At 67.1% G+C, this 24,368-nt stretch carries 24 protein-coding genes; 3 read left to right on the top strand and 21 right to left on the bottom strand.

The genetic code is table 11. The features are described from left to right. Positions 1-69 precede the first annotated feature (69 nt). From FHS82_RS18875 to FHS82_RS18855, 5 genes are all read right to left on the bottom strand, one after another. Complete coding sequence (locus FHS82_RS18875) at positions 70-1,536, bottom strand: acyl-CoA dehydrogenase family protein (protein WP_166955847.1); 1,467 nt, start codon at positions 1,534-1,536, stop codon at positions 70-72. Then, positions 1,533-2,435: an amidohydrolase family protein gene (locus tag FHS82_RS18870; protein ID WP_166955845.1), complete on the bottom strand. Its 903-nt coding sequence runs from the start codon at positions 2,433-2,435 to the stop codon at positions 1,533-1,535. The genes FHS82_RS18875 and FHS82_RS18870 overlap by 4 nt, the downstream gene beginning before the upstream one ends. Before the next feature lie 55 nt (positions 2,436-2,490). Continuing rightward, positions 2,491-3,702, bottom strand: coding sequence for a 3-(3-hydroxy-phenyl)propionate transporter MhpT (gene mhpT, locus FHS82_RS18865; protein ID WP_166955843.1), 1,212 nt, complete (start codon positions 3,700-3,702; stop codon positions 2,491-2,493). Positions 3,703-3,891: 189 nt separating this feature from the next. Continuing rightward, positions 3,892-5,442, bottom strand: coding sequence for an AMP-binding protein (locus FHS82_RS18860; protein WP_166955841.1), 1,551 nt, complete (start codon positions 5,440-5,442; stop codon positions 3,892-3,894). Positions 5,443-5,472: 30 nt separating this feature from the next. Next, positions 5,473-6,288: a p-hydroxycinnamoyl CoA hydratase/lyase gene (locus FHS82_RS18855; protein WP_166955839.1), complete on the bottom strand. Its 816-nt coding sequence runs from the start codon at positions 6,286-6,288 to the stop codon at positions 5,473-5,475. A 352-nt stretch (positions 6,289-6,640) separates the two neighbouring features. Here FHS82_RS18855 and FHS82_RS18850 point away from each other — a divergent pair, with 352 nt between their 5' ends. Beyond that, positions 6,641-7,105, top strand: a complete 465-nt coding sequence (locus FHS82_RS18850; protein WP_208394348.1) for a MarR family winged helix-turn-helix transcriptional regulator — start codon at positions 6,641-6,643, stop codon at positions 7,103-7,105. Between the two features lie 16 nt (positions 7,106-7,121). On the opposite strand, the gene FHS82_RS18845 is transcribed toward FHS82_RS18850, so the two are convergent. From FHS82_RS18845 to pcaD, 10 genes are all read right to left on the bottom strand, one after another. After that, positions 7,122-7,841 (bottom strand): ABC transporter ATP-binding protein, encoded by a 720-nt coding sequence (locus FHS82_RS18845; protein ID WP_166955835.1) that lies wholly within the window; start codon positions 7,839-7,841, stop codon positions 7,122-7,124. Further along, positions 7,838-8,587: an ABC transporter ATP-binding protein gene (locus tag FHS82_RS18840; protein ID WP_166955833.1), complete on the bottom strand. Its 750-nt coding sequence runs from the start codon at positions 8,585-8,587 to the stop codon at positions 7,838-7,840. Before FHS82_RS18840 ends, FHS82_RS18845 begins: the two co-directional genes overlap by 4 nt. Next, positions 8,584-9,573, bottom strand: coding sequence for a branched-chain amino acid ABC transporter permease (locus FHS82_RS18835; protein WP_166955831.1), 990 nt, complete (start codon positions 9,571-9,573; stop codon positions 8,584-8,586). The genes FHS82_RS18840 and FHS82_RS18835 overlap by 4 nt, the downstream gene beginning before the upstream one ends. After that, positions 9,570-10,436: a branched-chain amino acid ABC transporter permease gene (locus FHS82_RS18830; RefSeq protein ID WP_166955829.1), complete on the bottom strand. Its 867-nt coding sequence runs from the start codon at positions 10,434-10,436 to the stop codon at positions 9,570-9,572. Before FHS82_RS18830 ends, FHS82_RS18835 begins: the two co-directional genes overlap by 4 nt. 41 nt (positions 10,437-10,477) lie before the next feature. Then, positions 10,478-11,650 carry an ABC transporter substrate-binding protein gene (locus tag FHS82_RS18825; RefSeq protein WP_166955827.1) on the bottom strand — a complete coding sequence of 391 codons (1,173 nt, stop codon included), beginning with the start codon at positions 11,648-11,650 and terminating at the stop codon, positions 10,478-10,480. Positions 11,651-11,801: 151 nt separating this feature from the next. Further along, positions 11,802-12,854: a 3-carboxy-cis,cis-muconate cycloisomerase gene (locus FHS82_RS18820; RefSeq protein ID WP_166955824.1), complete on the bottom strand. Its 1,053-nt coding sequence runs from the start codon at positions 12,852-12,854 to the stop codon at positions 11,802-11,804. A 4-nt stretch (positions 12,855-12,858) separates the two neighbouring features. Next, complete coding sequence (pcaG, locus tag FHS82_RS18815; protein ID WP_166955820.1) at positions 12,859-13,476, bottom strand: protocatechuate 3,4-dioxygenase subunit alpha; 618 nt, start codon at positions 13,474-13,476, stop codon at positions 12,859-12,861. Next, positions 13,477-14,217 (bottom strand): protocatechuate 3,4-dioxygenase subunit beta, encoded by a 741-nt coding sequence (gene pcaH / locus FHS82_RS18810; protein ID WP_166955808.1) that lies wholly within the window; start codon positions 14,215-14,217, stop codon positions 13,477-13,479. Between the two features lie 3 nt (positions 14,218-14,220). Next, positions 14,221-14,652, bottom strand: a complete 432-nt coding sequence (gene pcaC, locus FHS82_RS18805; RefSeq protein ID WP_166955805.1) for a 4-carboxymuconolactone decarboxylase — start codon at positions 14,650-14,652, stop codon at positions 14,221-14,223. A gap of 4 nt (positions 14,653-14,656) precedes the next feature. Continuing rightward, positions 14,657-15,481 carry a 3-oxoadipate enol-lactonase gene (gene pcaD, locus FHS82_RS18800; RefSeq protein WP_166955802.1) on the bottom strand — a complete coding sequence of 275 codons (825 nt, stop codon included), beginning with the start codon at positions 15,479-15,481 and terminating at the stop codon, positions 14,657-14,659. A 93-nt stretch (positions 15,482-15,574) separates the two neighbouring features. On the opposite strand from pcaD, the gene pcaQ reads away from it, so the two are divergent. Then, positions 15,575-16,489, top strand: a complete 915-nt coding sequence (gene pcaQ, locus FHS82_RS18795; RefSeq protein WP_166955798.1) for a pca operon transcription factor PcaQ — start codon at positions 15,575-15,577, stop codon at positions 16,487-16,489. Positions 16,490-16,497: 8 nt separating this feature from the next. On the opposite strand, the gene pobA is transcribed toward pcaQ, so the two are convergent. Then, a complete protein-coding gene (gene pobA / locus FHS82_RS18790) occupies positions 16,498-17,670 on the bottom strand; it encodes a 4-hydroxybenzoate 3-monooxygenase (RefSeq protein WP_166955796.1) in 1,173 nt (390 codons plus the stop codon). A 123-nt stretch (positions 17,671-17,793) separates the two neighbouring features. On the opposite strand from pobA, the gene FHS82_RS18785 reads away from it, so the two are divergent. Beyond that, positions 17,794-18,756, top strand: coding sequence for a helix-turn-helix domain-containing protein (locus FHS82_RS18785; RefSeq protein ID WP_166955794.1), 963 nt, complete (start codon positions 17,794-17,796; stop codon positions 18,754-18,756). A 189-nt stretch (positions 18,757-18,945) separates the two neighbouring features. Here FHS82_RS18785 and FHS82_RS18780 read toward each other — a convergent pair whose 3' ends face one another. The 5 genes from FHS82_RS18780 to FHS82_RS18760 all read right to left on the bottom strand — a co-directional run bounded on the left by FHS82_RS18780 (position 18,946) and on the right by FHS82_RS18760 (position 24,266). Then, positions 18,946-20,511: an FAD-binding oxidoreductase gene (locus FHS82_RS18780; RefSeq protein ID WP_166955793.1), complete on the bottom strand. Its 1,566-nt coding sequence runs from the start codon at positions 20,509-20,511 to the stop codon at positions 18,946-18,948. Further along, on the bottom strand, positions 20,508-20,861 hold the full coding sequence (locus FHS82_RS18775; RefSeq protein WP_166955792.1) for a c-type cytochrome: 354 nt from the start codon (positions 20,859-20,861) through the stop codon (positions 20,508-20,510). Before FHS82_RS18775 ends, FHS82_RS18780 begins: the two co-directional genes overlap by 4 nt. Positions 20,862-20,874: 13 nt before the next feature. Further along, positions 20,875-21,246 carry a hypothetical protein gene (locus FHS82_RS18770; RefSeq protein ID WP_166955791.1) on the bottom strand — a complete coding sequence of 124 codons (372 nt, stop codon included), beginning with the start codon at positions 21,244-21,246 and terminating at the stop codon, positions 20,875-20,877. Positions 21,247-21,283: 37 nt separating this feature from the next. Continuing rightward, positions 21,284-22,729 carry an aldehyde dehydrogenase gene (locus tag FHS82_RS18765; RefSeq protein WP_166955790.1) on the bottom strand — a complete coding sequence of 482 codons (1,446 nt, stop codon included), beginning with the start codon at positions 22,727-22,729 and terminating at the stop codon, positions 21,284-21,286. 64 nt (positions 22,730-22,793) lie between these two features. Continuing rightward, complete coding sequence (locus tag FHS82_RS18760; protein ID WP_166955789.1) at positions 22,794-24,266, bottom strand: aldehyde dehydrogenase family protein; 1,473 nt, start codon at positions 24,264-24,266, stop codon at positions 22,794-22,796. Positions 24,267-24,368: the final 102 nt, after the last annotated feature.

Genomic DNA, 24,368 nt, shown 5'->3' with positions numbered 1-24,368 from the left:
TTACCGCAACTTGCACTCAATTCGACGGATCGACTTGAATGCAAACTGCTGAAGCGGGCGTCGCAGGCTTTACGTGCCCGTCCCTCGCGAGAACCCCGCAACGGCGGCGGCCGCGAGGCGGATCGTGGCGTGCATGAAGTCTTCCGCCAATTCCTCCGGCGCCTCAGCAGCGAGGACACGGTCCCGCACCTCCCGCCATTGCGCGAGTTCACCGGCGGATGCCCGCTGCGCGGCCCAGCCATCGAAGGCCTCCGCCGCACGGCTGCCCCGGCCGCGCAACAGCCGGGTAGCCAGCGTCAGCGCATGGATGCCGTTCGTGCCTTCGTAGATCGCGGTAATGCGCGCGTCGCGCCAGATCTGCTCTACCCGGTATTCGCGCAGATAGCCGTAACCGCCGAGCACCTGAATCGCCATGTCGGCGGCGCGAATGCCGGCCTCGGTCCCCATCACCTTGCAGACAGGGGTGAGGAAGTCGACGAGGTCCGGATTCTCGCCGCTCTCCAGCGCGACGAGCGCCGTGTGGACGAGTTGCCGCGCGTCGCGCGCCGCTTCCCGCATGGTCGTCAGCTTGCGCCGCACATCCGCGTGGTCGGCGATGGCGCGCCCGCCCTGCCGGCGACCGGCGGCATAGGTGGCGGCGATGTCGTGCGCCCGCGCCGCATGGGCGATGCCCTGCAGCGCCACGTCGAGACGGGCATGGTTCATCATGGTGAACATGGCCGCGAGGCCGCCGCCCGGCTCGCCCAGCAGCGTGGCCGGCGCGGCGTCGAACGCCATCTGGCAGGTGGGCGAGGCGTGCAGGCCGAGTTTCTCCTCGATGCGGAGAACGCGCACCGGCGCCCGCCCGCCCGCTTCGTCATGGGACGGCACGAGGAACAGGCCCAGGCCGCGGGTGCCCTCCTCCGGCAGCCCGGTCCGCGCGAGCACGAGGTGGAGGATGCGGTCCGTCATGTCCTGATCGCCGCCGGAAATGAAGATCTTCTCGCCCTCGATCCGCCAGCCGCCATCCACCGGGAATGCGCGCGTGCGGATGCCCGATAGGTCGGAGCCCGCCCCCGCTTCCGTCAGCGCCATGGTTGCCAGCCACTCGCCGGAGGCGAGGCGCGGCAGCCACAGCGCCTGTTGTTCCGGCGTGCCGAAGCGCAGGATCGTGCGCGCCGCGCCGGGCACGAGGCCGCAGACCATCTGCAGCGAATGGCAGGCGCCGGCGAATACCTCCGTCACGGCGCCGAGGATCGGCGCGGGCAGGCCCTGCCCACCGGATGCCTCCGGCAGGCCGAGGCCGGGCCAGCCCTGCGCCGCATAATCCGCATAGGCCGCGACGAAGCCGGCCGGCATCCGCACCCGCCCGCCTTCCATCCGGCAGCCCTCGCGGTCTCCGGGACCGTCGAGAGGCGCGATCGCGGTCTCGGCGAAGCGGGCGAAATGGCCGACGACTTCGGCGGCGAGGCCATCGTCCCAGCCGGGCAGATGCGCGGCGCCGGCAGCCCGGAAGGCGGCGAGAATGTCGTCGACGGGGGCTCTGAAGGGGATCATGCGGTTTCCTTCGCCGATGCGGTTTCTTGTACGAGACCGAGCAGCCTGGCTGCGTTGTCCTTGAGGATGCGCGGGCGGACGTCGTCGCGGATGGGCAGTTGCGCGAACTCGTCGAGCCAACGCTCGGGCGCGATCATCGGCCAGTCCGAACCGAACAGCACCCGGTCCTTCAGCAGCGTATTGGCATAGTGCACGAGGATCTGCGGGAAATAGCGCGGCAGCCAGCCGGAAAGGTCTATCCAGACGTTCGGCTTGTGGCGCGCCACGGCGAGCGCTTCCTCCTGCCAGGGAAAGGAGGGATGGGCGAGGACGATCTTCATGTCGGGAAAATCCACCGCCACGTCGTCGAGATGCATGGGGTTGGAGTACTTCAGGCGCATGCCGTTGCCCCCTCGCATGCCGGAGCCGACGCCGGTCTGGCCGGTGTGGAACAGGGCGATGCCGCCCTCCGCCGCGATGGCCTCGTAGAGCGGATAGGCCATGCGGTCGTTCGGGAAGAAGCCCTGCATGGTGGGGTGGAACTTGAAACCCCTGATGCCGAACTCCCGCATCAGCCGCCGGGCCTCGCGCGCGCCGGCCACGCCCCGGGCGGGGTCGATGGAGGCGAAGGGGATGAGGACGTCGGCATGCCCGGCCGCCGCCTCCGCGACCTCCTCGTTGGCATAGCGGCGGTATCCCGTTTCCCGCTCGGCATCCACCGGGAAGATCACGGCCGCGATCTTCTGTTCCCGGTAGTGTGCCGCCGTTTCCGGGATCGTCGGCGGATGCGCCCAGGAGGCACGGAAATGCCGCGCCATGGCGGCCTGCAAGGCGTCATAGCCGTCGTCGGCGTGACAGCCGCAGGGCTCCTCCGCATGGGTGTGGAAGTCGATGGCGCGGATGGTGTCGAGGTCGACCATGGCTGTTCTCCCGGTTTTTCGGTGAAGCGCTCCCCGGCGGGCGGGGAGCGCGGGCTCACGCGGCGGGGACGGCGAGGCGGTGGCGCCGCGACACCAGCATCACGGTGGCAAGGCCGCAAATCGCGGCGATGGGCAGGATGGCGTAGAGCACCTGCTCCGGGCTCATGCCGCGCGCGAGGAGCGCCCCGGCATAGAGCGGACCGGCGATCGACCCCAGGCGGCCGACCGCCACCGAGATGCCGACGCCCGTGCCCCGCACCTCGGCAGGATAGCACTGAGGTGCAATGCCATACAGCAGGGCCTGGGCGCAGAGCACCGCGCCGCCGACCACCGCCCCGGCTACCAGCGTGCTGGCGAAGTTGCCCGACACCGCAGACATGGCGAGGAGCGAGACGATCAGGAAGGCGAAGCAACTGCCGACCGCGAGCGAGGGCCGCTCGCCGTCGAGAAGCCGGCCGGCGATGAGGCTGCCGATGGCGCCGCCGACGTTGAACAGTATCTGCACGAAGGAGGCCTGGCCGCGGCTGAGCCCGCTGCCGACCAGAAGCTGCGGCAACCAGTTGAGAAGCAGATAAACGACGAGCAGCCCGAAGAAGAAGGCGGCCCACAGCAGCAACGTCGGCGCGAGCGTCTCCGGGCGGAAAAGCGCGCTGCGGATGCTTGTCCGCTCCCCGTTCTTCTGCGCCGTCTTGTCGACCGTGAGCGGCGGCAGCAGGGTCATCAGCGGCACGACCAGAAGCAGCGGCAGGACGCCGCCGACGACGAAGATCGAACGCCAGTCGTCGTGCAGCCCGAGCATGGCCACGACGCTGACCACCGCGCCGCCCAACGGCACGCCCGCATACATGAGTGCCACCGCGCGGCCGCGGCGCCCGGGCTCGGCAGCCTCGGCGGCGATGCTGACGAGGTTCGGCAGCGCGCCGCCGAGGCCGACGCCCGTCAGGAAGCGCATGACGACGAGCGACTGAAAGCCCGTGGCCCAGGCCGTCGCGATCGAGAACACGCCGAACAGCAGCAGCGCGGTCGCCAGCCCGGCGCGGCGCCCCCAGCGGTCGGCGATGACGCCGCCGAGCAGCGCGCCGAAGATGAGGCCGAACGTCGCCGACGAGAAGAACACGCCCATCTGCTCAGGCGTCAGGCCGAACACCGGGCCGAGTTTCGGCGCCGCGACGCCAGCCGCCTGAAGGTCGAACCCCTCGATGACGGCGCCCAGGAAAACGAGCACAATAGCTCGCCTTCCCGCAGAAGACTGCGGAACTGACTGCATCCTATCCTCCCTCTCGGAGCCCTTTGTTGCCGGCCCCTTATTCGCTTTCCGCGCGGCATCGGGCGCCGTGCAGCCGCCGGCACGGAACACGTCCGGCCAGCCTGAATGCTATGAACTATAGCGGAAAATATTGTTATGGACAATAGCGATAATGTTGCCCGAACCGGCAGGGCACAAGCCTGCCCTCGGTCAGCGCGGCGCCGTTTCCGCAGCCCCGGGCGCGGGGGAAAGGGGTAATTCCGCCAGCGCCTGCTGCTTCAGCGCGCTCTTCTGCAGCTTGCCCGATCCCGTGCGCGGCAACGCCTCGACGAAGCGGAACTCCTTGGGGATCTTGTAACGGGCGAGCCGCCCCTCGCAGTGCGCGGCGAGATCGGCGGCCTCGGGCAGCGCATCCACGTCGCTCTTCAGCACGACATAGGCGCGCCCCACCTCGCCCCACCGCTTGTCGGGAATGCCGATCACGGCCGCCTCCGCCACGGCGGGGTGGTCGAGCAGCACCGTTTCCACTTCCACGGGATAAACGTTCTCGCCGCCCGAGATGAACATGTCCTTGCGCCGGTCGACGATAGTGACGAAGCCGTCCGCGTCCCGGCAGCCCACATCTCCGGTCCGCAGCCAGCCGTCCGGAGTGAAGGCGCGCTCGCGCTCCTCCGGGCGGTTCCAGTAGCCGGGCGTGACGTTGGGTCCGGCGACGAGGATCTCGCCCGGCTCGCCGTCAGGCGCCTCGCGGCCCTCGTCGTCGACGATGCGCACCGCTGTGCCGGGCCCCGGCAGGCCGACCGAGCCCGCCTTGGCGGCGATCAGTTCCGGTTCCAGCGACATGCCGAGGATGGTGCCCGCCTCGGTCATGCCGAAGCCGTCGACCATGCGGATGCCGCGGTTCAGCCACCACAGGATGTTGGCGCGGGGGTTGGGCGCGCCGCCGGTGAAGAGTGCCTTCAGCGACCATTGCGCGGGCGCGAAGTTCGCCGCCTGCCGGAGCGCATCCGCCATTTGCGGCACGCAAAAATAATGGGTGATGCCGAGCGCGGGGTCTGCCAGCCGGTCGTTGGTGGCGAGGGGGTCGAAGCCGTTCGAGACGAGAATGGTCGCGCCGTGCTTCAACGGCGGCCAGATGCTGGTCACGAGGCCGATGACATGGAACATCGGCGATTCGAGCAGAAAGACTGAATCGCCGCTCACATCCGCGAGCACGCCGAAGTTGATCGCCGTGAAGAACATCGTCTGCCCGGTCAGCACCACCCCCTTCGGCACGCCGGATGTGCCGGACGTGTAGAGGATCACGCAGGGGTCAGTCGCGGCCGGCAGGGCCACGGGCCGTGCCGGCTCGCCCGCATCGCGCAATGCGATGAGGTCCGCCATCGTCATCGCCACGCATCCCGCCGGCGGGTCGGCCTGGGCGATGCCGTCCGTGACGAGCAGGGACGGCGCGCAATCGGCGAGGATCGGCGCCAGCTCCTGCCGGGCCAGCCGCCAGTTCAGGGGCGCGAGGATCGCCCCAAGCCGCATGACGGCCTGCTGCAGGATGAGCTGGTCCGCGCTGTTGCGGGCGAGAACCGCGACACGCCCGCCACGCCGGATGCCGAGGCGCCCGGCGAGCACGCCGGCCATCTGCCGGACGGCGCGGTCGAGTTCTGCGTAGGACCAGCGCCTGCCCGTCGCCAGGTCCACGCAGGCCAGACGATCAGGCCGCAGCCCGGCGTGGAGCGCGATGAGATCGGGTGTCTGCCAGTGCTGCATCGGATTCTCCTCCCATGGACGCCGCCCCGGTCAGGCCCGGGTCTTGTCGTAGGCGCCGAGGCCCGGCTTGTAGGTCTTTTCATCGATGAACTGGCGGATGCCTTCCTTGCGGCCCCCGTCGTCGTAGAAGTTCGCCGCCTCCTGCGCCCGCACCAGATAATCCTCGGCGTTGTCGTAGGTCATTTCCTGGACGCGGCGGACGGCATCCTTGGTCGCCTTCAGCGCCACCGGATTCTTCTGGAGCAGCACACGCGCCACTTCCGTCACCCGGTCCCTGAGCTGCGCCAGCGGCACGCTTTCGTTGACGAGCTTCCATTCCGCCGCCTTGCGGCCGTCGATCATCTCGCCCGTCAGCGCATGATACATGGCGTCGCGCATGGACAGGAGATCCGCCACGACCTTCGTCGCCCCGCCACCGGGCAGGATGCCCCAGTTAATCTCGGAGAGGCCGAACTGCGCCTCGTCCGCCGCGAAGGCGAGGTCGCAGGCGAAGAGCGGACCGTAGCCGCCGCCGAAGCACCAGCCGTTAACCATCGCGATCGTCGGCTTCTGATACCAGCGCAGCTTGCGCCACCAGCCGTAGGACTCGGACTGCGCCTTGCGCACCGCGCCAAGCCCCTGGACCTCGGTCTCGCGGAAATATTCCTTGAGGTCCATGCCCGCCGACCAGGCGGTGCCCTCGCCCGAGAGCACAAGGACGCCGACATCCTCGCGGAACTCCAGCTCCCGGAGGACATCCATCATCTGCCGGTTCAGGGCGGGGTTCATGCAGTTGCGCTTTTCGGGACGGTTGAACCGTACCCAGGCGATGCCGTTGTCGATGTCGTGGATGACAGGATCAGTCATGGTGGTCTCCGATGAGGGATGGGGCCGTGCGGCGCCGATGCGCGGAGACAGTCCGCGCGAGCTGTCGCGAAGAGCCGGAACGGCGGTCGGGTGGAATGGTAGCTCAGCCCGGGCAGCGGCCCGCCACGGTCTCGACATTGATCCGGCGCGGATGCGGCATGCCACGCCCAGACCCCGCGACTCGCAAGGAAACTGTGGTATTCATTTTTTCCTCCCGGTTTCATGGCCGCGCCGGCATCGCCGGTCATGTTGCTATGAAGCATAACCATTAATCGCTATATCGCATAGCATTATCGCGTTTGGCAAGAGATATAATGAAATCAGGACAGACGAATTTGATGAGAAGAGTCGGATGCCCATGATCCAGAAGGCCATTGAGCCGGACGTCGCCGGGGAAAGCCGGCTTGAGGACCTTGTCGGCTATCATCTTCGCCGCGCTTCGGTCGCCGACATGAACGACTTCGTCCGCTGTTTCCGGGCCGAGGGCCTGCGGCCGATTCCGTTTTCGGTGCTCTGCGCCATCGATGAGCAGCCGGGAACGACGTCCGCCGAGATATGCCGGATTCTCGGCCTGCAGCGCGCGAACATCGTCTCGATCCTCGCGGAGTTCGACGAGCGCGGCCTGATCGAACGGCACTCGGATCCCAACGACCAGCGCATCCAGCGGCTGAGCCTCAGCGCGGAGGCGAAGAGCCTGCTGCCCGGCTGGCGGGCGCGGGTGGTGGAGCGGGAGGAAAAGCTCTTCCACACGCTGACGGCCGGCGAAAGGCGCACGCTGTGCGAACTCCTCGCCCGCGTCTGGAAGGGCGCCGAGTAGACGGCCGTCCGTTCATTCAGTGCAGGCCGCCGACGCCCAGGAAATGCTCCACCGTCTTCCTGTCGCCGGCGAGCGCGGCGCTGGCGCCGGACCACGCGATGCGGCCGCGCTCCAGAATGATGACGTCGTCGGCGAAGTCGAGCGCGCTCTGGATACGCTGTTCGACGAGCAGGATCGTCATGCCGCCCTGCTGCGCCAGCGCGGAGAACACCGCCGTCAGCTCCTCGCAGATCACCGGCGCCAGCCCTTCCAGCGGCTCGTCCAGCAGCAGCACGGTCGGCTGGCCGAGGATGGTGCGCGCGGTCGAGAGCATCTGCTGCTCGCCGCCCGAGAGCTGCGAGCCGAGGTTGCGGCGCCGCTCCTTGAGGCGCGGAAACAGCTTGTAGGCTTCCTCGATCGCATCCTTCGGGCGCTTCTTCAGGCCGACGGACAGGTTCTCCTCCACCGTGAGCGTCGAGAAGACGTCGCGCGTCTGCGGCACGTAGCCGAGCCCGGCAAGCGCGCGGGCGGCGGGAGCGAGCGGCGCGATGTCAGTGCCGCCCAGCCTGATCTCGCCGCCGTAGCGCCGCGTATGCCCGGCAATGGTGGCGAACAGGCTCGTCTTGCCCACGCCGTTGCGGCCCAGCACCGCGAGCCGGGAACCGGGCGCAACGCTGAACGAGACATCCTCTATCACCCGCGTCGGGCCGTAGCCGGCGCTGAGGTTGCGAACGTCGAGCGAGACAGCGGTCGTCATTGCGCGTAACTCCCGAGATAGGCCTCGCGCACGCGCGCGTCCTTCACGACGTCGTCAGGCAGACCGTCGAAGATCACCTTTCCGGCCGCGAGCACGATGACGCGGCGGGCGAAGCGGAAGACCAGCTCCATGTCGTGCTCGATCATCAGCACGGCGAGATCGGGCGGCAGCATCTCCAGCGCCCGCTCGATGCGCCCCGTGTCGCTCTGCGGCACGCCCGCCGCCGGTTCGTCGAGCAGAAGCACTCGCGGCCGCAGGGCAAGTGCGAGAGCGATTTCCAGAAGGCGCTGCTGGCCATAGGCGATCTCGCTCACCTTGCGGGTCGCCAGCCCGTCGAGGCCGAGCGTGCCGAGGATGTCGCGCACCTCCTCCATGACGCGCGGCATGCGCCTGAAATCGCCGAACAGGCGGCCGGTCCTGCCCTCGCGCTGCAGGACAGCGAGTGCCACGTGCTCCTCCGGCGTCATCTCCTGAAAAAGGCGCGTGACCTGAAACGAGCGCACCAGCCCCCGCCGCACACGTTGCATGGCGTTGAGGCGCGTGATGTCCGCACCCGCGAGCGTCACGGTGCCGGAGGTGGGCGCGAGATTGCCTGTGACAAGGTTGACGAATGTCGTCTTGCCCGCGCCATTGGGGCCGATCAGCGCCAAGCGGTCGCTCGTCGCCATCGACAGAGAGACGTCGTCGGTGACGGTGAGGCCGCCGAAGTTCTTGCGCAGCCGGGTGACTTCGAAGACGGTGCTCATCGCCGGCCGCTCCCGCGCGTCAGCAAGGCCGCGGCCGAGCCGTAGAGGCCGCGCGGCGCGAACAGCACCACCGCGATGAGCAGCACGCCGACCATGGTGAGCCAGTGGAACGGGTTGGCGGCCGAGACCACGTCCTCGAACCACATGAAGGCTACGGTGCCGATCAGCGCCCCGTAGAGCGAACCCACACCGCCCAGCACCAGCATGACGAGCGCCTCCGCCGACAGCGTGAAGGACAGGCTGTCGAGGCCGACCACCTGTGTCGAGATGGCGTTGAGCGCGCCGCCGACACCCGCGACCGCGCCGGAGATCACGAACATGCGCAGTTGTGCGCCGTGCACCGACGCGCCCATGGCGTGGACACGGACCTTGTCCTCCCGGATGCCGCGGCACAGCATGCCGAAGGGGGAATGGACGACGAAGCGCAGCAGGACGAAGACGATCACGAGGAGGACGACGGCATAGACATAGACCGTGCGGCCCCACAGGTCGAACTCGAAGAGGCCGAGCAGCGGATCGGGGGAAATGCCGCTGAGGCCGTCGCTGCCGCCCGTCCATCCGGAGGCCTTGTTCGCCGCCTCGTGGAAGAGATGCACGACGGCGATGGACAGCACGAGCTGCGCGAGGCCGTGCGCGCGCAGCAGCACGACGCCGGAAATGAGGCCGGCGACGGCACCCGCCGCAAGCCCGATCCCCGTCATCGCCAGCGGGCTCACGACGCCGAAATGCGCGGCGGCGATGCCGGCGCCGTAGGCGCCCGCACCGAACAGGGCGGCATGGCCGAGTGTCGCGATGCCGCAGTAGCCCGTCACCAGATCGAGCGACAACACCAGCAGCGCGACGGCGACGATGCGCGTCAGCAGCGCCAGATTGTCGGGGAACAGGAAGTAGCCGGCAACGCCGCAGCCGACGATCGCGGCGAGGCCGACGAGCCCGGAAAGCGTCCGGTTGAAGGATTGCCCGGCGGGCTGCGAAATCGCGGTCATTGTTTCTTCAACCTTCCCGCAAGGCCGCGGGGAAACAGGGTCACGATGACGATGACGGCGAGATAGAAGAAGAACTCGCCGTATTCGGGCGCGAGGTAGCGCCCGATGGTATCGATCGCGCCGAGCAGCAGGCAGGCGAGCAGCGCGCCGGGAATGGAGCCGGGACCGCCGACCGATACCACGACCAGAAATGTCACCATATAGCGCAGCGCGTAATAGGGTTCGAGCGGCAGCAGCTCCGACCCCACCACCCCGCCGAAGGCGGCGAGCGCGACGGCAAGGGCGAAGCTCGCCGCATAGACGATCTGCGTGCGCACGCCGAGTGAAGCCGCCATGTTGGCATTGTCCACGGTGGCGCGCAGGCGGACGCCGAAGGCCGTGCGCTCGATCAGGTACCACAGCCCGCCCGCGACGATGAGGCCGCACAGGATGGCGAACAGGCGATACTTCGCCACCGAGCGGAAGCCGAGATCGACGGAGCCGCGCAGCGCCTCCGGCAGCGGCACCGTCTTCAGCGTCGGCCCGAAAATGTAGTTGACCAGCCCGATGACGCAGAAGGTGATGCCGATGGTCATCAGCACCTGCGTCAACTCGGATGCGCCGTAGATGCGGCGGTAGAGCAGCCGTTCCAGCGGCAGGGCGATAATGGCGGTCGCCACCATTGCCGCCACGATGGCGATGCCGTAGCCGAAGCCCGCATGCGCGACATAGGAGGCGCAATAGCCGCCCACCATGGCGAAGGCGCCGTGCGCGAGGTTGATGACGCGCATCAGCCCCATCGTCACGGACAGGCCGATGGAAATGACGAACAGCACCATGCCGTAGGCAAGGGCGTCGACGGCGATACTCAGCACGGTCTGCATCAGTCAGGTCCAGTCATGAGGGAGCGCCGCGCGCCCCTTCCTCATTGCGCCGCGAGGCCGGGATCGCCCTGCTTCTCGAACGTCCGGATCTCCTTGTTGTAGTAGCTGCCGTCCTCGGCCCGGGCCACCTCGCGCAGGTAGATGTTCTGCGTGATGTGGCGGCTTTCGGGATCGATGGAAACGGGTCCGCGCGGGCTTTCCCAGGAGAGGCCCTTCACGGCTTCGACAGCCTTTTCCGCATCCTGCCGGCCGCCCGTGGCCTCGATCATCCTGTAGATGACGTGCATGCCGTCATAGGCGCCGACGGAGGGGAAGGAAAGCTCGGCCGGGTTGCCGATGGCCTTCCTCGCGTTTTCCACGAACCGGCGGTTCTCGTCGGAGTCGTGCGACAGCGCATAGTGGAACGTGGTGAGCGCGCCCGCCGCCGCCTCTCCCAGCGCCGGCAGGTCGGATTCCTGCGTCAGGTCGCCCGGCGCGAAGAGCCGCACGCCGGCCTTGCCGAGGCCGTTGTCCGCGTAAGCCTTCATGAAGCCAAGCGTGGTGGGGCCGGAAGGCAGGAAGGCGAACACGCCCTGGGCACCGGAATCCTTCACGCGCTGCATGATCGGGCTGAAATCGTTGGTGCTGAGCGGCATGCGGATGGCCTGCACCACCTCACCGCCCGCCTTGGTGAACGCAGCCTTGAAGGCATTTTCCGCGTCGACACCCGGGCCGTAGTCGCTCACCACGGTAATGACCTTCTTCACCCCGAGATCGAGGGCGACCTGCGCGATCGGAGTCGAGGTCTGCCACGTCGTGAAGGACACACGCACGACATAAGGGCTCTTGGCGACGATGGAAGAAGTGGCCGCGTTCATCACCACCATGGGCACATTGGCCTGCTTCAGCAGCGGCGTCACGGCCATGGCGTCCGGCGTGAAATAGAAGCCCGCCAGATATTGCACCTTTTCCTTGACGACGAGTTCCTGCGCCAGCGCCTTGGATTGGGCCGGATCGGCCTGCGGCACGTCGCGGTAAACGATCTCGACCGTGTTGTCGCCGATCTTGTTGCCGTGCTCCGCGATATAGGCGTCTATGCCGGCCTTGAAGTTCTTGCCCTGAATGGCGAAGGGGCCGGAGAACGGACCGATCACCCCGACCTTGACGACGTCGGCCTCGGCAGCGGTGGCGCCGAACGCGATTGCAGCCGCCGCAGCGATTGCGAATTTCCTCATGTTTTCCTCCCGAAGCGAAACCCGGTTCCGGACGCAGCCGGACGGCCTTTGCCGCCCGACGGCACCCCGCCGCGTCTTCTGTTCTGTACCACCTTGCCAGTCCGCTCCGTAATGTAAAATGAATTGATCGTGCGGACCGATAATCAACCGGTTATGGAGCGGCCGCCTCTCCCAGCCGCCGGATCGCGCCTGCGAGGTCCTGCGCCCTGTTCAGCGACGCTGCCGCCGCCATCGCCATCTGCGGCAGGATCATCCATTCGAGCGTCCAGGCGGCACCGGAGCGCTCCTGCTCGTGCACCATCGCATGCTGCAGGGCCGACGCCTGAACCGCGTTGAAACGGGCAAGGGACACCAGCACCTCCGCGCCGACGGGGTTCTGCTTGTGCGGCATGGCCGAGGAGCCGCCGCCGCCGGCGAGCGCGATCTCGCCGCCCACCTGCGCCATGAGCGCGACATCCTGCCCGAATTTGCCCAAGCTGCCCGAGACGAGCGCGAAGACATGGCCGTACTCGGCCACGTAGTCGCGCTGGCTCTGCCACTGCGGCGCGTCGTCGAGGCCGAGCGCCCCCGCCAGCGCGGCGCGCAGCGGCGGCCCCTGCTCCGCGAACCTGTCGAGCGTGCCCGCGGCACCGCCGAATTGCACGGGAAAGCTCAGACTGGCCAACCGCCCGCGATGGCGCGTCAGCGGTTCGCGCCACGCCCGGATGCGGTCCGACACGCTGATGGGGATGGCGGCCTGCATCCGCGTGTAGCCCGTGAGGGGCCGGGCGCCAAAGGCGCGGTCGAGCCCCTCGTAGGCAGCGATCAGCCCCGCGAGGCGCGTGTCGAGCAGCCGGCAGAACTCTTTCAGCCGGAGCACGAGGCTGGTGTCGATGACATCCTGGCTCGTCGCGCCGAGATGCACCTCCCGCGCATGTTCGTTGCCGACGGCCTCCCGCAACTGGCGCACCAGCTCCGGGATGACGACGCCGTCGCGGGCCGTGCCCGCCGCCAGCGCCGCGATGTCGGGCGCGAACGTCTCCGCAACGGTCGCGATGTGGCTTGCCGCCACGGCGGGAATGAGGCCGAGCTTTGCCTGCGCGACGGCAAGCGCCGCCTCGAAACGCAGCATGGCGCGAATGTCGGCGGAAGCTTCGAAAAGCGTTGCGGCTTCCCTGTCACCGAACAGGCCCGACAGGAAGGGATGGTCAAAAATGCCCGGCATCGGCTCACATATCGAAAAAGACGGTTTCTCTTTCACCCTGCAGGTGAATGTCGAACTGATAGGCATCGCCGTCGCGCTGGCCGATCAGGGTGGGGATGCGCACCTTGTGTTCGATGCGCGCCAGCACCGGGTCCTCCGCGTTGGCGTCGGCCTCGTCGGAGAAATACATGCGCGTGTGCAGGCCGATGTTGATGCCGCGCGCAACGATCCACAAGGTCACGTGCGGCGCCATCAGGCGACCGTCCTGGAACGGCACCCGGCCCGGCTTGACGGTCTCGAAGACGAACTCGCCCGTCTCGAAATGCGCGGGCGAGCGTCCCCAACCGGAAAAATTCTCGTCCGCCTTGCCGCGCGTCTCCAGCGGGCTGTTGTAGAGGCCGGCGGCGTCGGCCTGCCATATCTCGACGAGCGCGTCCTTCAGCGGCGTGCCGCTGCCATCGATGACGCGGCCACGGATGACGATGCGCTCGCCGCGCGTCTTCTCGTTGACCAGCGCGCCCACGCCCAGGTCTTCCGCGTAGATGCCATGGATGCCGACGAAGTTCGGCGTGAGGCCGATGTGGACATAGGGACCCGCCGTCTGCGACGGGCTTTCCTTCAGATAACCGAGCGGCTGGACCATTCAATTTCCCTCCCGACGATTCTCGAACATGGTGGAGCGGCGGCCGCGCAGCACGATGTCGAACTTGTAGGCGCGCATGTCCATCGGCAAGGTGGCGTTCATGTCCAGCGGCGCGACGAGACGCTCTATGGCCGCCTTGTCCGGGATGGTCTGCACGATCGGGCAGCGCCAGATCAGCGGATCGCCCTCGAAATACATCTGCGTGATGAGGCGCTGGGCGAAGGACTTGCCAAAAATCGAGAAATGGATGTGCGCCGGCCGCCAGTCGTTGACGCCGTTCGGCCACGGATAGGGGCCGGGCTGGACGGTCTTGAACCAGTAATAGCCGTCGTCGTCGGTGATCGCGCGGCCGACGCCGCCGAAATTCGGGTCGATCGCGGCGAGATAGGTATCCTTCTTGTGGCGGTAGCGGCCGCCGGCGTTCGCCTGCCAGAACTCGACGAGCACGCCCGGCAACGGGCGGTTGCTCTCGTCGAGCACCCGCCCGTGCACCAGGATGCGCGGGCCGATGGCCGACTCGCCGGGCTTGGCGTAGTTGTGGATCAGGTCGTTGTCGAGTTCATGCAGCATGTTGTGGCCGAAGACAGGCCCGGTGATCTCGCTCCGCGTTCCCTCAAGCGAGAGCAGCGCGCGCGTGGGCGCGCGCAGGACCGACGTCTTGTACCACGGCGTATAGGCCGGCGGCTGCATGGCACGATCGCGGACGAACAACGGACCCGCTTCCGGTATCGTATTCCTCATGGTTCAGGCTCCCTCCCCTGTTCCGGTTGCCTTGATCTCTTCGCAAGTCGTCATTTCTTCATAAGTCTTCTTGGCGATCTTGAAGGCATGGTTGGATGCCGGCACGCCGGCATAGATGGCCACGTGCAGCAGCGCTTCGCGGATGTCGTCTCGCGTCGCGCCGGTGTTGACCGTGGCGCGGATGTGCATCGCCAGCTCCTCGTCCTGGCCGAGCGCGGCCAGCAGCGCGATGGTGACGATGGAGCGCTCGCGCCGGGTCAGGTTCGGGCGCGCCCACAGCGTGCCCCATGCGGTCTCGGTGATCAGTTCCTGAAACGGCGCGTCGAAATCGTTCGCGGCCGAGGATGCCCGATCCACATGCGCATCGCCCAGAACGGAGCGTCGCACTTCCATGCCCAGACTGTAGCGGTCGGATCGCCCGGCGGATTGAGCCATGGGTTCAGTCTCCCTGCGGAATGTGAGGCGGAATTTGCTGCAAGAACTGGCGGAGCAGGTCCGTATAGGCCGCGGGCTGCTCCACGTTGGGAATATGACCGGCACCGGCGATCACCTCGAAACGGGCGCCGTGAATGAGCCCCGCCAGTTCCCGCACCAGATCGGGCGGCGTCGAGCCGTCCTGATCGCCGACGATGCAGAGCGTCGGCACGGTGATCGCCCGCGCCGCGGCGGTGTAGTCGGCCTCGCGCAGCGCCGCGCAAGTCGCGATGTAGCCATCGAGCGGCTGGCGCGCGAACATGGCCCGGTAGCCGGCGTAAGCGGCGTTGTCCGGCACGCGGAAGGCGGGCGTGAACCAGCGCGGCATGGTCGTGTCCAGAATGCTGGCGAGGCCGTCCTTCCCGATGGCCTCCATGCGCGCGTTCCACATCTCCGCCGTGCCGATCTTGTGGGCCGTGTTGGACAGCACGAGCCCCGCCACCAGATCGGGCCGCAGGGCATGGACGCCCTGCGCCACGAGCCCGCCGACCGACAGGCCGCACAGGACCGCACGCGCGATCGACAGTTTCTCCAGCAGCCCGATCAGATCGTGCGCCAGCCGCTCGATCGTGTAGGGTGTCGCCCCGATACCGGAAAGACCGTGGCCGCGCTTGTCGTAGGTCAGCACGGCGCGGTCGCTGCCCAGGCGAGTCTTGACCTCGTCCCAGATCCGCAGATCGGTTCCGAGCGAGTTGATGAATACGATCACCGGACCCGCGTCCGAGGCGCCCGCCCCGGCAGGGCGGAAATCGTAATGGACGGCGATGTCGTCGATCAGAGCGAATTGCACCGGACTTTCCTCCCGCTCCAAAGTTGGCGCTTTCATATAGTTAAGTAAAATGATATTTATTCGCCATCATATAATTCATGGGTTATGAAAAGCGTGATCGGCAATCGTATCAAGTTTCGTCATCTGCACACGTTTGTGGAAGTGGCGCGACAGAAAAGCGTGGTAAAGGCGGCGGAGCTGCTGCATGTCAGCCAGCCTGCCGTGACCAAGACCATCCGCGAGCTGGAAGAGATTCTGGGCGTGCCGGTGCTTGAGCGCGAGGGGCGCGGCATCGGCATCACGCGCTATGGCGAGGTTTTCCTGCGACATGCGGGTTCGGCTTTGACGGCGTTGCGGCAGGGCCTCGATTCCGTCTCGCAGGAACGGCAGGGCACCGGCACGCCCATCCGCATCGGCGCCCTGCCCACGGTGTCGAGCCGCGTCATGCCGCGCGCCATGAGCCTGTTTCTGGCCGAGGAAACCCGCAGCCGCGTCAAGATCGTCACCGGCGAAAACGCCGTGCTGCTGGAGCAGCTTCGCGTCGGCGATCTCGACCTGGTGGTCGGCCGCCTCGCGGCGCCGGAGAAGATGACCGGCTTTTCCTTCGAGCATCTCTACTCGGAAAAGGTGGTGCTGCTGGTGCGGGCCGGCCATCCGCTGCTGAACCACGGCCCCTCGCTCTACGCCAGCCTCGGCGACTATCCCGTGCTGATGCCGACGGGCAACTCGATCATCCGGCCCTTTGTCGAGCGCCTGCTGATCGTCAACGGGATCGCCCCGCCGCCCGTGCAGATCGAGACGGTATCCGATGCGTTCGGCCGCGCCTTCGTGCAGGAGAGCGACGCGGTATGGATCATATCGGAAGGCGTCGTCGCGCGCGATATCGCGGAAGGCCGGCTGGTGCCGCTGCCCATCGATACCGGCGAAACCACCGGACCCGTGGGGCTGACCATGCGCACCGACACGGTTCCCTCGGCGGGCCTGCAGATCCTGATGCAGACCATCCGCGAGACCGCGGCGGGCGCCTGATCCGCAGTTCAGAACGGCAGCCCGACGTAGTTTTCGGCCAGCGCAGTGGAAGCCGCCAGCGAATGGACGAGATAGTCCAGATCGGCCTCCTGCATCTTCCGGTCGAAGGACCCTGTGTCGGGGAAGCGATGCAGCAGCGTGGTCATGGACCACGAGAAGCGCTCCGCCTTCCACACCCGCGCCAGCGCCCGCGCGGAATAGGCGTCGATGCCCGCCAACGACCGCTCGGCGTAGAATTCCCGCAGGCCCTCGTGGAGGTAGTGGACGTCGCTGGCCGCGAGATTGAGACCCTTCGCCCCCGTCGGCGGCACGATGTGCGCGGCGTCGCCCACCAGGAACAGGCGGCCGAAGCGCATCGGCTCGGCCACGAAGGAGCGCAGCGGCGCGATGGACTTCTCGAAGGATTCGCCCGTGACCAGCGCCTCGGCGTGGGGGGCAGGCAGGCGGAGGCGAAGCTCGTCGAAGAAGCGCGCGTCGCTCCAGTCCTCGATCTTCTCGTCGAGCGCGCACTGAATGTAGTAGCGGCTGCGCGTGAGCGAACGCATGGAACAGAGCGCGAAGCCGCGTTCGTGGTTGGCGTAGATCAGTTCGTGGTCGACCGGCGGCCGGTCGATGAGCACACCGAGCCAGCCGAACGGATAGACCTTCTCGAATGTCCGGATCGCGTTTTCCGGCACGGACTTGCGGCTGACGCCGTGATAGCCGTCGCAACCGGCGATGAAGTCGCAGTCGATGCGATGGGTGACGCCGTCCTTCTCGAAGGTCACGTAGGGGCTGTCGGTGTCGAAAGCATGCGGCGTGACGTTGGCCGCCTCGTAAAAACCTCCAGCGCCGCTTTTCCGGCGCTCGTCGAGCAAATCCTGGGTCACTTCCGTCTGGCCGTAGACCACGACGCGCTTGCCGCCCGTGAGCTTCGTCAGATCGATGCGGTGGTCCCGGCCGTCGAACGCCAGCGAAATGCCTTCATGGGGCAGGCCCTCGCGGTGCAGCCGCTCCGACGCGCCCGCCTCGTCCAGCAGGCGCACCATGCCCTCTTCGAGCACGCCGGCGCGCACGCGCCCCAGAATATAGTCCGGGCTGACCCGGTCCAGAATGATGTTGTCGATGCCAGCCTTGGTCAGAAGCTGGCCGAGCAGCAGGCCCGAGGGACCCGAACCGATGATGACGACCTGAGTACGCATCGTACCTCCCTATGAATCCTGTCTTGTGAAAATTCGCCTTATTCTGTGGTCAACTTTGCTTCTTTCAATGGATTTTCCGTGCAAGAAATTGCATTTACGGAACATGCCGGAGGTACGTTTCCGATGCGCAGGGAAGTCCCGACCTATGAACTCTATGGAGAGAGACCGGACGACAGGCCGGATTTCTGGCTGCATTGCGAGACGCTGTTTTCCCGCAGCAGCCTGCATCGGTTCGAGATCGGCCTGCACCGGCACGACAGCTTCTTCCAGCTTCTGCACATCGAGAGCGGTACGGGCAGCGCGAATTTCGACGGCGTCCAGCACGCCTTCGAGACACCCGCCGCCATCGTCGTACCGCCCGGCTTCAGCCACGGCTTCGCCTTTTCGAACGACATCGTCGGCCACATCGTCACGGTGCTCGTTCCGGAAGTGCCGTTGCTCGCCAGCTCCCGGAACGGGCCGCTTTCGCGCTGGCTGCGCCAGCCGCAGCTCGTCGCCCTGCGCGGGGCCGACCCTTCCAACCTCGCCTACATCGGCGCCACGGTGGCGCGCATCATGGACGAGTTCTCAGGCCGCAAACCCAACAAGACGCGGCTTCTGGAAGCCTATTTCGTCTCGGCATTGATGCTCGTGGCGCGCGCCGCCGGGGCGGACGATGCGGACGGGCGGGCCGCCGCACAGCGGGATGCGCGGCTGGAGCAACTGCTGGAACTGATCGACCGGCATTTCCGCGAACACCGGCCCGTCTCCTTCTACGCAGACGCACTCAATATATCGCCGACCCACCTCAACCGGATCGCACAGGCGGCGGCGGGGCTGACGACGCAGCAATTGCTGATCCGCAAGCTCATCGATACCGCAAGGCGCGACCTCGTCGTCACCCCCACTTCCGTGCAGAACATCGCCTATGGCCTTGGCTTCACCGACCCCGCCTACTTCTCGCGCATGTTCCAGCGAGAGGTGGGCGTGACGCCGCGCCGCTTCAGGCTGGAGGAACGCGCCAGGCTTGTCGAGGCATCGGCCGCGTCATCGCCGGAGATAGCGCCAGCCCTGTCTCCGCCTATTCCGCCGCCGCGGGATTCTTGAGATATTCGATGAGGTTGGCGACCTCATCCGGCTTCCTGACGCCGGCATGCCGGCGTGGCCGACATCCCGGCAAGCGCTGCCAGCGCGGCGACGTATCTTTTCATGACGACTGCTTTCGGATTCTCATTCATGAGGAGCATGACGCGGCGGAAGGGGCTGGCCCGTTCCGCCGCTGGCCGTCCGGGGCTGTCAGGCGCCGATGCCGGACTTGCCGGGGGCGATGATGCCGTTCGGGTCGAGCGCGCGCTTGAGCGTCTGGTTGATGCGGCGCTGCACCGGGCCGTAGCAGTCGGCCACCTGATCCATGAACGCATTGTTGGTCCGGTAGACGGCATAGCCGCGCTTGCGGAACTCCTCGATGAGTTCGGACATGCAGGCGTGCGCGTTCTTCGTGTCCTCCTCGTCGGTCTTGTCGAAAAGGAGATCGATGACATGATGCATGTCGCGCATGCCGACGATGTATTCGCCGCAGTAGTCGAAGCCCCACTTGTTCAGGATTTCCGTGGCCAGCTTCGTCTGCGTGAGGGTTTCCGAGCCTTTGGCGACAGTCACCGGTGCGAACCACATCGACCCGCCGCCGCCGCGCCAGCGGTAGAGGCCGAACTCCTGCAGGTTCATGCCGCCGCGCATGAGCGCCGCGCGGTAGTTGAAGGGCTCCTTGCCGCCCAGCTCCGCCTCGGTGAAGATCTCGCCCTTGCCGAGCCGCTTCACCGCGTCCGTCACGATCTTCCAGTTCACCTCGACCTGCTCCGGGGTGCCGTAGAGGGCCGCGTAAACGTTCCAGGCGCCGAAGCCTTCCTCCGTCTTCATCCGCTCGATGGCGTCCTTGGGCATGGCGCCCTTGCCGTCATAGTACTTGGAGCGCGGAATGACGGCCGGCGCCTCCCAGAGGGCGTGGGCGAACACGACCGCGTTGGGGATGATGTTCGCCATGCGCAGCGGGCGCATCATGTCCACGATCGCCGTTATGTCCTCGTCGTCGGGAAACCGGATGTAGAACGGCTTGTACGCTGGCGGTTTCGGCATGAGCCAGAGGCCCATCTTCGTCACGATCCCGAAGTTCGACTGGGTGAAGATGCCATCGAGATACGGGCCGAAGCCCCATTTGAACACCTGCCACGAATTACTGCCCTCGACGCCGCCCATGGCCGTGCGCAGGACGTCGCCATTCGCCAGAACGACCTCCATGCCGCATTGCATCATGAAATGCTCGCCGTACGGCGTGTAGCCCACACCGCGGTCGAGCGTGTTCCCGACCGGCGATGCAATTGCCGACGGCGCAGGACAGGAGACCCACAGCGGGATGTCGTTCGCTTCGAGATAGTCGACGAGTTGCTGATAGGTGACGCCCGGCTCCAGCAGGGCCGTGCCGAGTTCCGCGTCGACTTCCAGAATCCTGTTCATATGCCGGAAATCGATGACGACCTGGTGCCGATGCCCCTTCGCGGTGCCCTGGGCATAGGTGCCGTAGCCGAAGTTGCGGCCGGTCGACGTCGGCCAGACGGGCACGCCGAATTCGTTGCAGACCTTGACGATTGCCTGAACCTGCTCGGTGCTGGTCGGCTGCAGCACGGCCGACGTCGCATAGTCCGTGTCATCCGCCGGCATCATCGTCTTGTAGTAAGGAGTGAGCCGCTCCTCCCCGGTCAGGACGTTGTGCGCGCCGACGATTGCCTCAAATCTGGCGAGCGCTGCCAGAAAGGCCTCCTTCGTCACGCCATCGGGAATGTGCGCCACTTCGCGTGCGGTGGTCATCGGGATTCTCCTTTGCCCTGCCTGGCGACATAGGCTGCCAGTTCGTCGAGCGTGGCGTTGTCGATCATGGATTCGGTAAAGGCGGGCATCGGCCCGAAACCGTGGCGCGCGAAGTACTTCAAGACTTCGGGGTCGTATTCCTTCTGGAAAAGGTTGGGCCCCACCGCGCTGTCGAGGCCGGTGTGGCAGCGCGCGCAGGTCTTGGTGAAAGCCTCCCGCCCCGAGCCGAACATGCGCCTGTCGTCGAGACGCTCGGTGACGGTGTCCCGCGCCGTGGCGGCCAGGCCGGACGCCATGAGCGCGAGGGCCGCGACAGCGGCGATCCTGAGTGATTTATCGAGAAGCGACACAGTTCCCCTCCCCTTACGCAGCCTTCACGACGAAGCCGATGGACGCACCGCGCCGGACGGGCGCGATGATCGCCCGGCCGGTTTCGTTCAGCGCGGTGTCGAGCAGCACCTGCGCCGCATGGTCGAGATGGGCGCGCACATGCAATCCGGACGCGGAGCCGAACAGCGCTTTCAACGTATTGTAGCGTTCGAGCTGCGTGCCCGAGAGACGGACGTGACGATGCCCGGCCAGAGAAGCCTCTGCGGCGGTGGCAAGCGGCGTCTCGACGCTGTCGATCGTCACGACATCGACGGTCGCGGCCCGCGCGATCCCCGCGACCGCGCCGGTCGAGAGCACAGTCAGGGCGCCGGCGGCACCCTGCAGAAAGATGCGCCTCGAAAGCATGGGTTATCCCTCCCTTATGATTTATGCGAGAAGCCCGTCAGAACGGGTAATGCTGGTTCGGATCCTCGATCGTGAGCCAGCGCAGGTCCGTGAATTCGGCGATTCCAGCCTTGCCGCCGAAGCGCCCGTAGCCCGAGGCCTTCACGCCGCCGAAGGGCATCTGCGGTTCGTCCGCGACCGTGGGACCGTTGATGTGGAGGATGCCGCTTTCGATGCGGTCCGCCACCGCGAGCGCGCGCCCGATATCGCGGCTGAACACGGCGGCCGAGAGGCCGTATTCGGTGTCGTTGGCCACACGCACGGCCTCGTCGTCGCCCTTTACGCGGATGATGGGCTTGACCGGGCCGAAACTCTCCTCGGCATAAATCCGCATCCCGGGGGTGACGTGATCGATCACCGTCGCGGCCACCACCGCGCCATCCCGCGTGCCGCCGGCCAGCACCTTGCCGCCCTTCGCCACCGCGTCGGCGATCAGGGCATCCATCTTCTCACCGGCGCCGGGCGTTGCAAGGCCGCCCAGAACCACGTGCCCGCGCGGGTTGCCCGCCGGCAGCGCGGCCGCACGGGCGGCGAACTTTTCGGCGAAGGCGTCGGCGATGCTCTCGTCCACGATGACCCGCTCGGTCGACATGCAGATCTGGCCCTGATTCATGAAGCAGCCGAAGACCGCCGCGTTCACGGCGCCATCGATATCGGCATCGGCCAGCACGACCAGCGGCGCCTTGCCGCCCAGTTCCAGCAGCGCCGGCTTCAGGTTTTCGCCGGCGAGACGGCCGACGATGCGGCCCACGCGGGTAGACCCGGTGAAGTTCACATGCCTGACTTCCGGCGCGCCGATCAGTGCTTCCACCACTTCGGCGGCATCCTCGGGCGCGTTCGAGACGACGTTGAGCACGCCCGGCGGGAAGCCCGCGTCGAGGAAACACTGCCCGATCAGGCGTTGGGTTTCCGGGCAGAGTTCGGACGACTTGAGCACGACCGTATTGCCGACCGCCACGGGCGTGGCGACGGCGCGTGTGGCAAGGATTACCGGCGCGTTCCACGGCGCGATGCCGAGGCAGACGCCCTTGGGCCTCGCCACAGCCGTGGCAAGGGTGCCGGGCTTGTTCGAGGGGATGATCTCACCCCCGACCTGCGTCACGATGCTCGCGGCCTCACGCAGGATGTTGGCGGCCAGCGCCACATTGAAGCCGATCCACGGCGCGGTCGCGCCGGTCTCGGCCACGGCGGCGGCGATGAAATCGGACGCCCTGGCGTCCATGATGTCGGCCGCCCTGTTCAGCAGCGCGCGCCGGTCCTGCGGGCTCGTGCGCGACCATGCCGGGAAGGCGGCCTGCGCGGCGGCGACAGCGGCAAGCGCATCGGCGACGCTGGCGGCGGCGGCCACAGTCGCCACCTCGCCGGTCACCGGATCGAGCCGGCTGAAGGTGCGATTTCCGGTGGCGGCGACGGCCTGGCCATTGATCAGCAATTCAGTTGACATGACATTCTCCTTCAAGAAGCAGTTGGTCCGGCGCCGGCCGGGAGGTGAGGACGGGACCGCCGCCTCACGGGTCCTGCTGCAGGAACGGGTATTCCCGCCCGCCCGCCGCGACGGTCACCCAGCGCAGTTCGGTAAATTCATCGAGCGCCGCCGGCCCGCCGAAGCGGCCATAGCCGCTGTCCTTTAACCCGCCGAAGGGCACGTCCGGTCGGTCGGAAACGCTGGGCGCATTGATGTGGCAGATGCCGCTCTCGATCCGTCGCGAAACGGCGAGCGCCCGGCCGACATCCCGGCTGAAGACGGCCGCCGAAAGCCCATATTGGGTATCGTTGGCGATGCTGACGGCCTCGTCTTCGGTCGCGACACGGCAGATGCCAGCCACGGGCCCGAAACATTCTTCCGTGTAGAGCGCCATGCCGGGCGCGAGATGATCGACCACCGTCGCATCCATGAAGGTGTTGTCGGCGGGACCACCGGCGCGCAGCCGCGCGCCCTTCGCCACGGCGTCCTGCACCAGCTCCGCGAGCCTGCGCGCGACAGCGGTGCTGACGACAGGCCCCAACGGCCAGGCGCCCGTGCGTGGGTCCCCCGCCCTGAGCCGCGCCGCGCGCGCGGCCAGCTTCTCCACGAAGGCATCGGCCACCGGCTCCAGCACGACCACCCGGTCGGTGGATATGCAGAGCTGCCCCTGATTGAAAAACGCTCCGAAAGCCGCGGCGTCCGCAGCAGCATCGAGATCGGCGTCCTCCAGCACCACGAAAGGTGTTTTCCCGCCAAGCTCAAGCAGGCACCGCTTCAGATGCCGGGACGCCGTCTCCGCCACGATGCGGCCGACCCGCGTCGATCCCGTGAAGTTCACCCGGCGCACGGCGTCATGCGAAATCAGCGCGCCCACGACCTCGGCAGCGTGCTCCGGCGCGTGCGTGACGACGTTCAGGACGCCGTCGGGCAGACCCGCCCCCGCGAAGACGGCTCCGATCAGCAGATGTGTCGCGGGGCATATTTCGGACGCCTTCAGCACGACCGTGTTGCCGCAGGCCAATGCCGTGGCGACGGACCGCAATCCGAGCACGAAGGGCGCATTCCACGGCGCCATGGCGAGACACACGCCCACCGGCTCCCGGAAGGCGAAGGACAGCCCGTCCGGCCCTTGTGTGGCGGTGCCCGTTACCGACGTCACCATGGCGGCCGCCTCTTCCAGATGCTGCCGCCCCACTTCGATATTGAAGCGCAGCCACAGGTCGGTCGCGCCGATCTCGGCCCGCATCGTCTCCCCGATCTCGGCCGCGCGGGTCTCGATCAGCGCCGCCGCGCGCATCAGGATGCGGCGCCTTTCCTGCGGAGGCGTCGCGGACCAGCTCGCGAAAGCCCTCGCCGCGGCATTGGCGGCAGCTACCGCCTCCCGCGCGCGGCAGGACGGCGCGCGCGAGGCAACGGTTCCCGATGCGGGATCGATTCTTTCGAACTCGCCCGCCGGCCCGCGAACAGGGGCGATCGCGGAAGCGCGGCGCACGCCCTCCGGCGCGACTGCGGCCATGGTTTACCTCCCCAGGATCCCTTTCCGGGATCCGCGGCCGGCGTGTGATCGCGCCGCACAGGGCGGCGGACCGTTCACCGGCGCTTGTCTTCATTTGGCGTC

Source organism: Pseudochelatococcus lubricantis, from assembly GCF_011762225.1.
In the GTDB taxonomy this organism is placed as follows: domain Bacteria; phylum Pseudomonadota; class Alphaproteobacteria; order Rhizobiales; family Beijerinckiaceae; genus Pseudochelatococcus; species Pseudochelatococcus lubricantis.
Note: the sequence above shows the minus strand (reverse complement) of the source record. Positions and strands in the feature narration are given on the sequence as shown.

What these genes read in the sequence shown, in the direction of transcription:
- FHS82_RS18870 (WP_166955845.1), bottom strand. Translation starts at nt 2,435, where the DNA reads ATGGTCGACCTCGACACCATCCGCGCCATCGACTTCCACACCCATGCG.
- FHS82_RS18830 (WP_166955829.1), bottom strand. Translation starts at nt 10,436, where the DNA reads ATGCAGACCGTGCTGAGTATCGCCGTCGACGCCCTTGCCTACGGCATG.
- FHS82_RS18825 (WP_166955827.1), bottom strand. Translation starts at nt 11,650, where the DNA reads ATGAGGAAATTCGCAATCGCTGCGGCGGCTGCAATCGCGTTCGGCGCC.
- pcaH (WP_166955808.1), bottom strand. Translation starts at nt 14,217, where the DNA reads ATGAGGAATACGATACCGGAAGCGGGTCCGTTGTTCGTCCGCGATCGT.
- FHS82_RS18780 (WP_166955793.1), bottom strand. Translation starts at nt 20,511, where the DNA reads ATGACCACCGCACGCGAAGTGGCGCACATTCCCGATGGCGTGACGAAG.
- FHS82_RS18785 (WP_166955794.1), top strand. Translation starts at nt 17,794, where the DNA reads ATGCGCAGGGAAGTCCCGACCTATGAACTCTATGGAGAGAGACCGGAC.
- FHS82_RS18760 (WP_166955789.1), bottom strand. Translation starts at nt 24,266, where the DNA reads ATGGCCGCAGTCGCGCCGGAGGGCGTGCGCCGCGCTTCCGCGATCGCC.
- FHS82_RS18835 (WP_166955831.1), bottom strand. Translation starts at nt 9,573, where the DNA reads ATGACCGCGATTTCGCAGCCCGCCGGGCAATCCTTCAACCGGACGCTT.
- FHS82_RS18840 (WP_166955833.1), bottom strand. Translation starts at nt 8,587, where the DNA reads ATGAGCACCGTCTTCGAAGTCACCCGGCTGCGCAAGAACTTCGGCGGC.
- FHS82_RS18770 (WP_166955791.1), bottom strand. Translation starts at nt 21,246, where the DNA reads ATGCTTTCGAGGCGCATCTTTCTGCAGGGTGCCGCCGGCGCCCTGACT.
- FHS82_RS18855 (WP_166955839.1), bottom strand. Translation starts at nt 6,288, where the DNA reads ATGACTGATCCTGTCATCCACGACATCGACAACGGCATCGCCTGGGTA.
- pcaC (WP_166955805.1), bottom strand. Translation starts at nt 14,652, where the DNA reads ATGGCTCAATCCGCCGGGCGATCCGACCGCTACAGTCTGGGCATGGAA.
- FHS82_RS18875 (WP_166955847.1), bottom strand. Translation starts at nt 1,536, where the DNA reads ATGATCCCCTTCAGAGCCCCCGTCGACGACATTCTCGCCGCCTTCCGG.
- FHS82_RS18820 (WP_166955824.1), bottom strand. Translation starts at nt 12,854, where the DNA reads ATGCCGGGCATTTTTGACCATCCCTTCCTGTCGGGCCTGTTCGGTGAC.
- FHS82_RS18850 (WP_208394348.1), top strand. Translation starts at nt 6,641, where the DNA reads ATGCCCATGATCCAGAAGGCCATTGAGCCGGACGTCGCCGGGGAAAGC.
- FHS82_RS18860 (WP_166955841.1), bottom strand. Translation starts at nt 5,442, where the DNA reads ATGCAGCACTGGCAGACACCCGATCTCATCGCGCTCCACGCCGGGCTG.
- pobA (WP_166955796.1), bottom strand. Translation starts at nt 17,670, where the DNA reads ATGCGTACTCAGGTCGTCATCATCGGTTCGGGTCCCTCGGGCCTGCTG.
- pcaG (WP_166955820.1), bottom strand. Translation starts at nt 13,476, where the DNA reads ATGGTCCAGCCGCTCGGTTATCTGAAGGAAAGCCCGTCGCAGACGGCG.
- mhpT (WP_166955843.1), bottom strand. Translation starts at nt 3,702, where the DNA reads ATGCAGTCAGTTCCGCAGTCTTCTGCGGGAAGGCGAGCTATTGTGCTC.
- FHS82_RS18845 (WP_166955835.1), bottom strand. Translation starts at nt 7,841, where the DNA reads ATGACGACCGCTGTCTCGCTCGACGTTCGCAACCTCAGCGCCGGCTAC.
- FHS82_RS18765 (WP_166955790.1), bottom strand. Translation starts at nt 22,729, where the DNA reads ATGTCAACTGAATTGCTGATCAATGGCCAGGCCGTCGCCGCCACCGGA.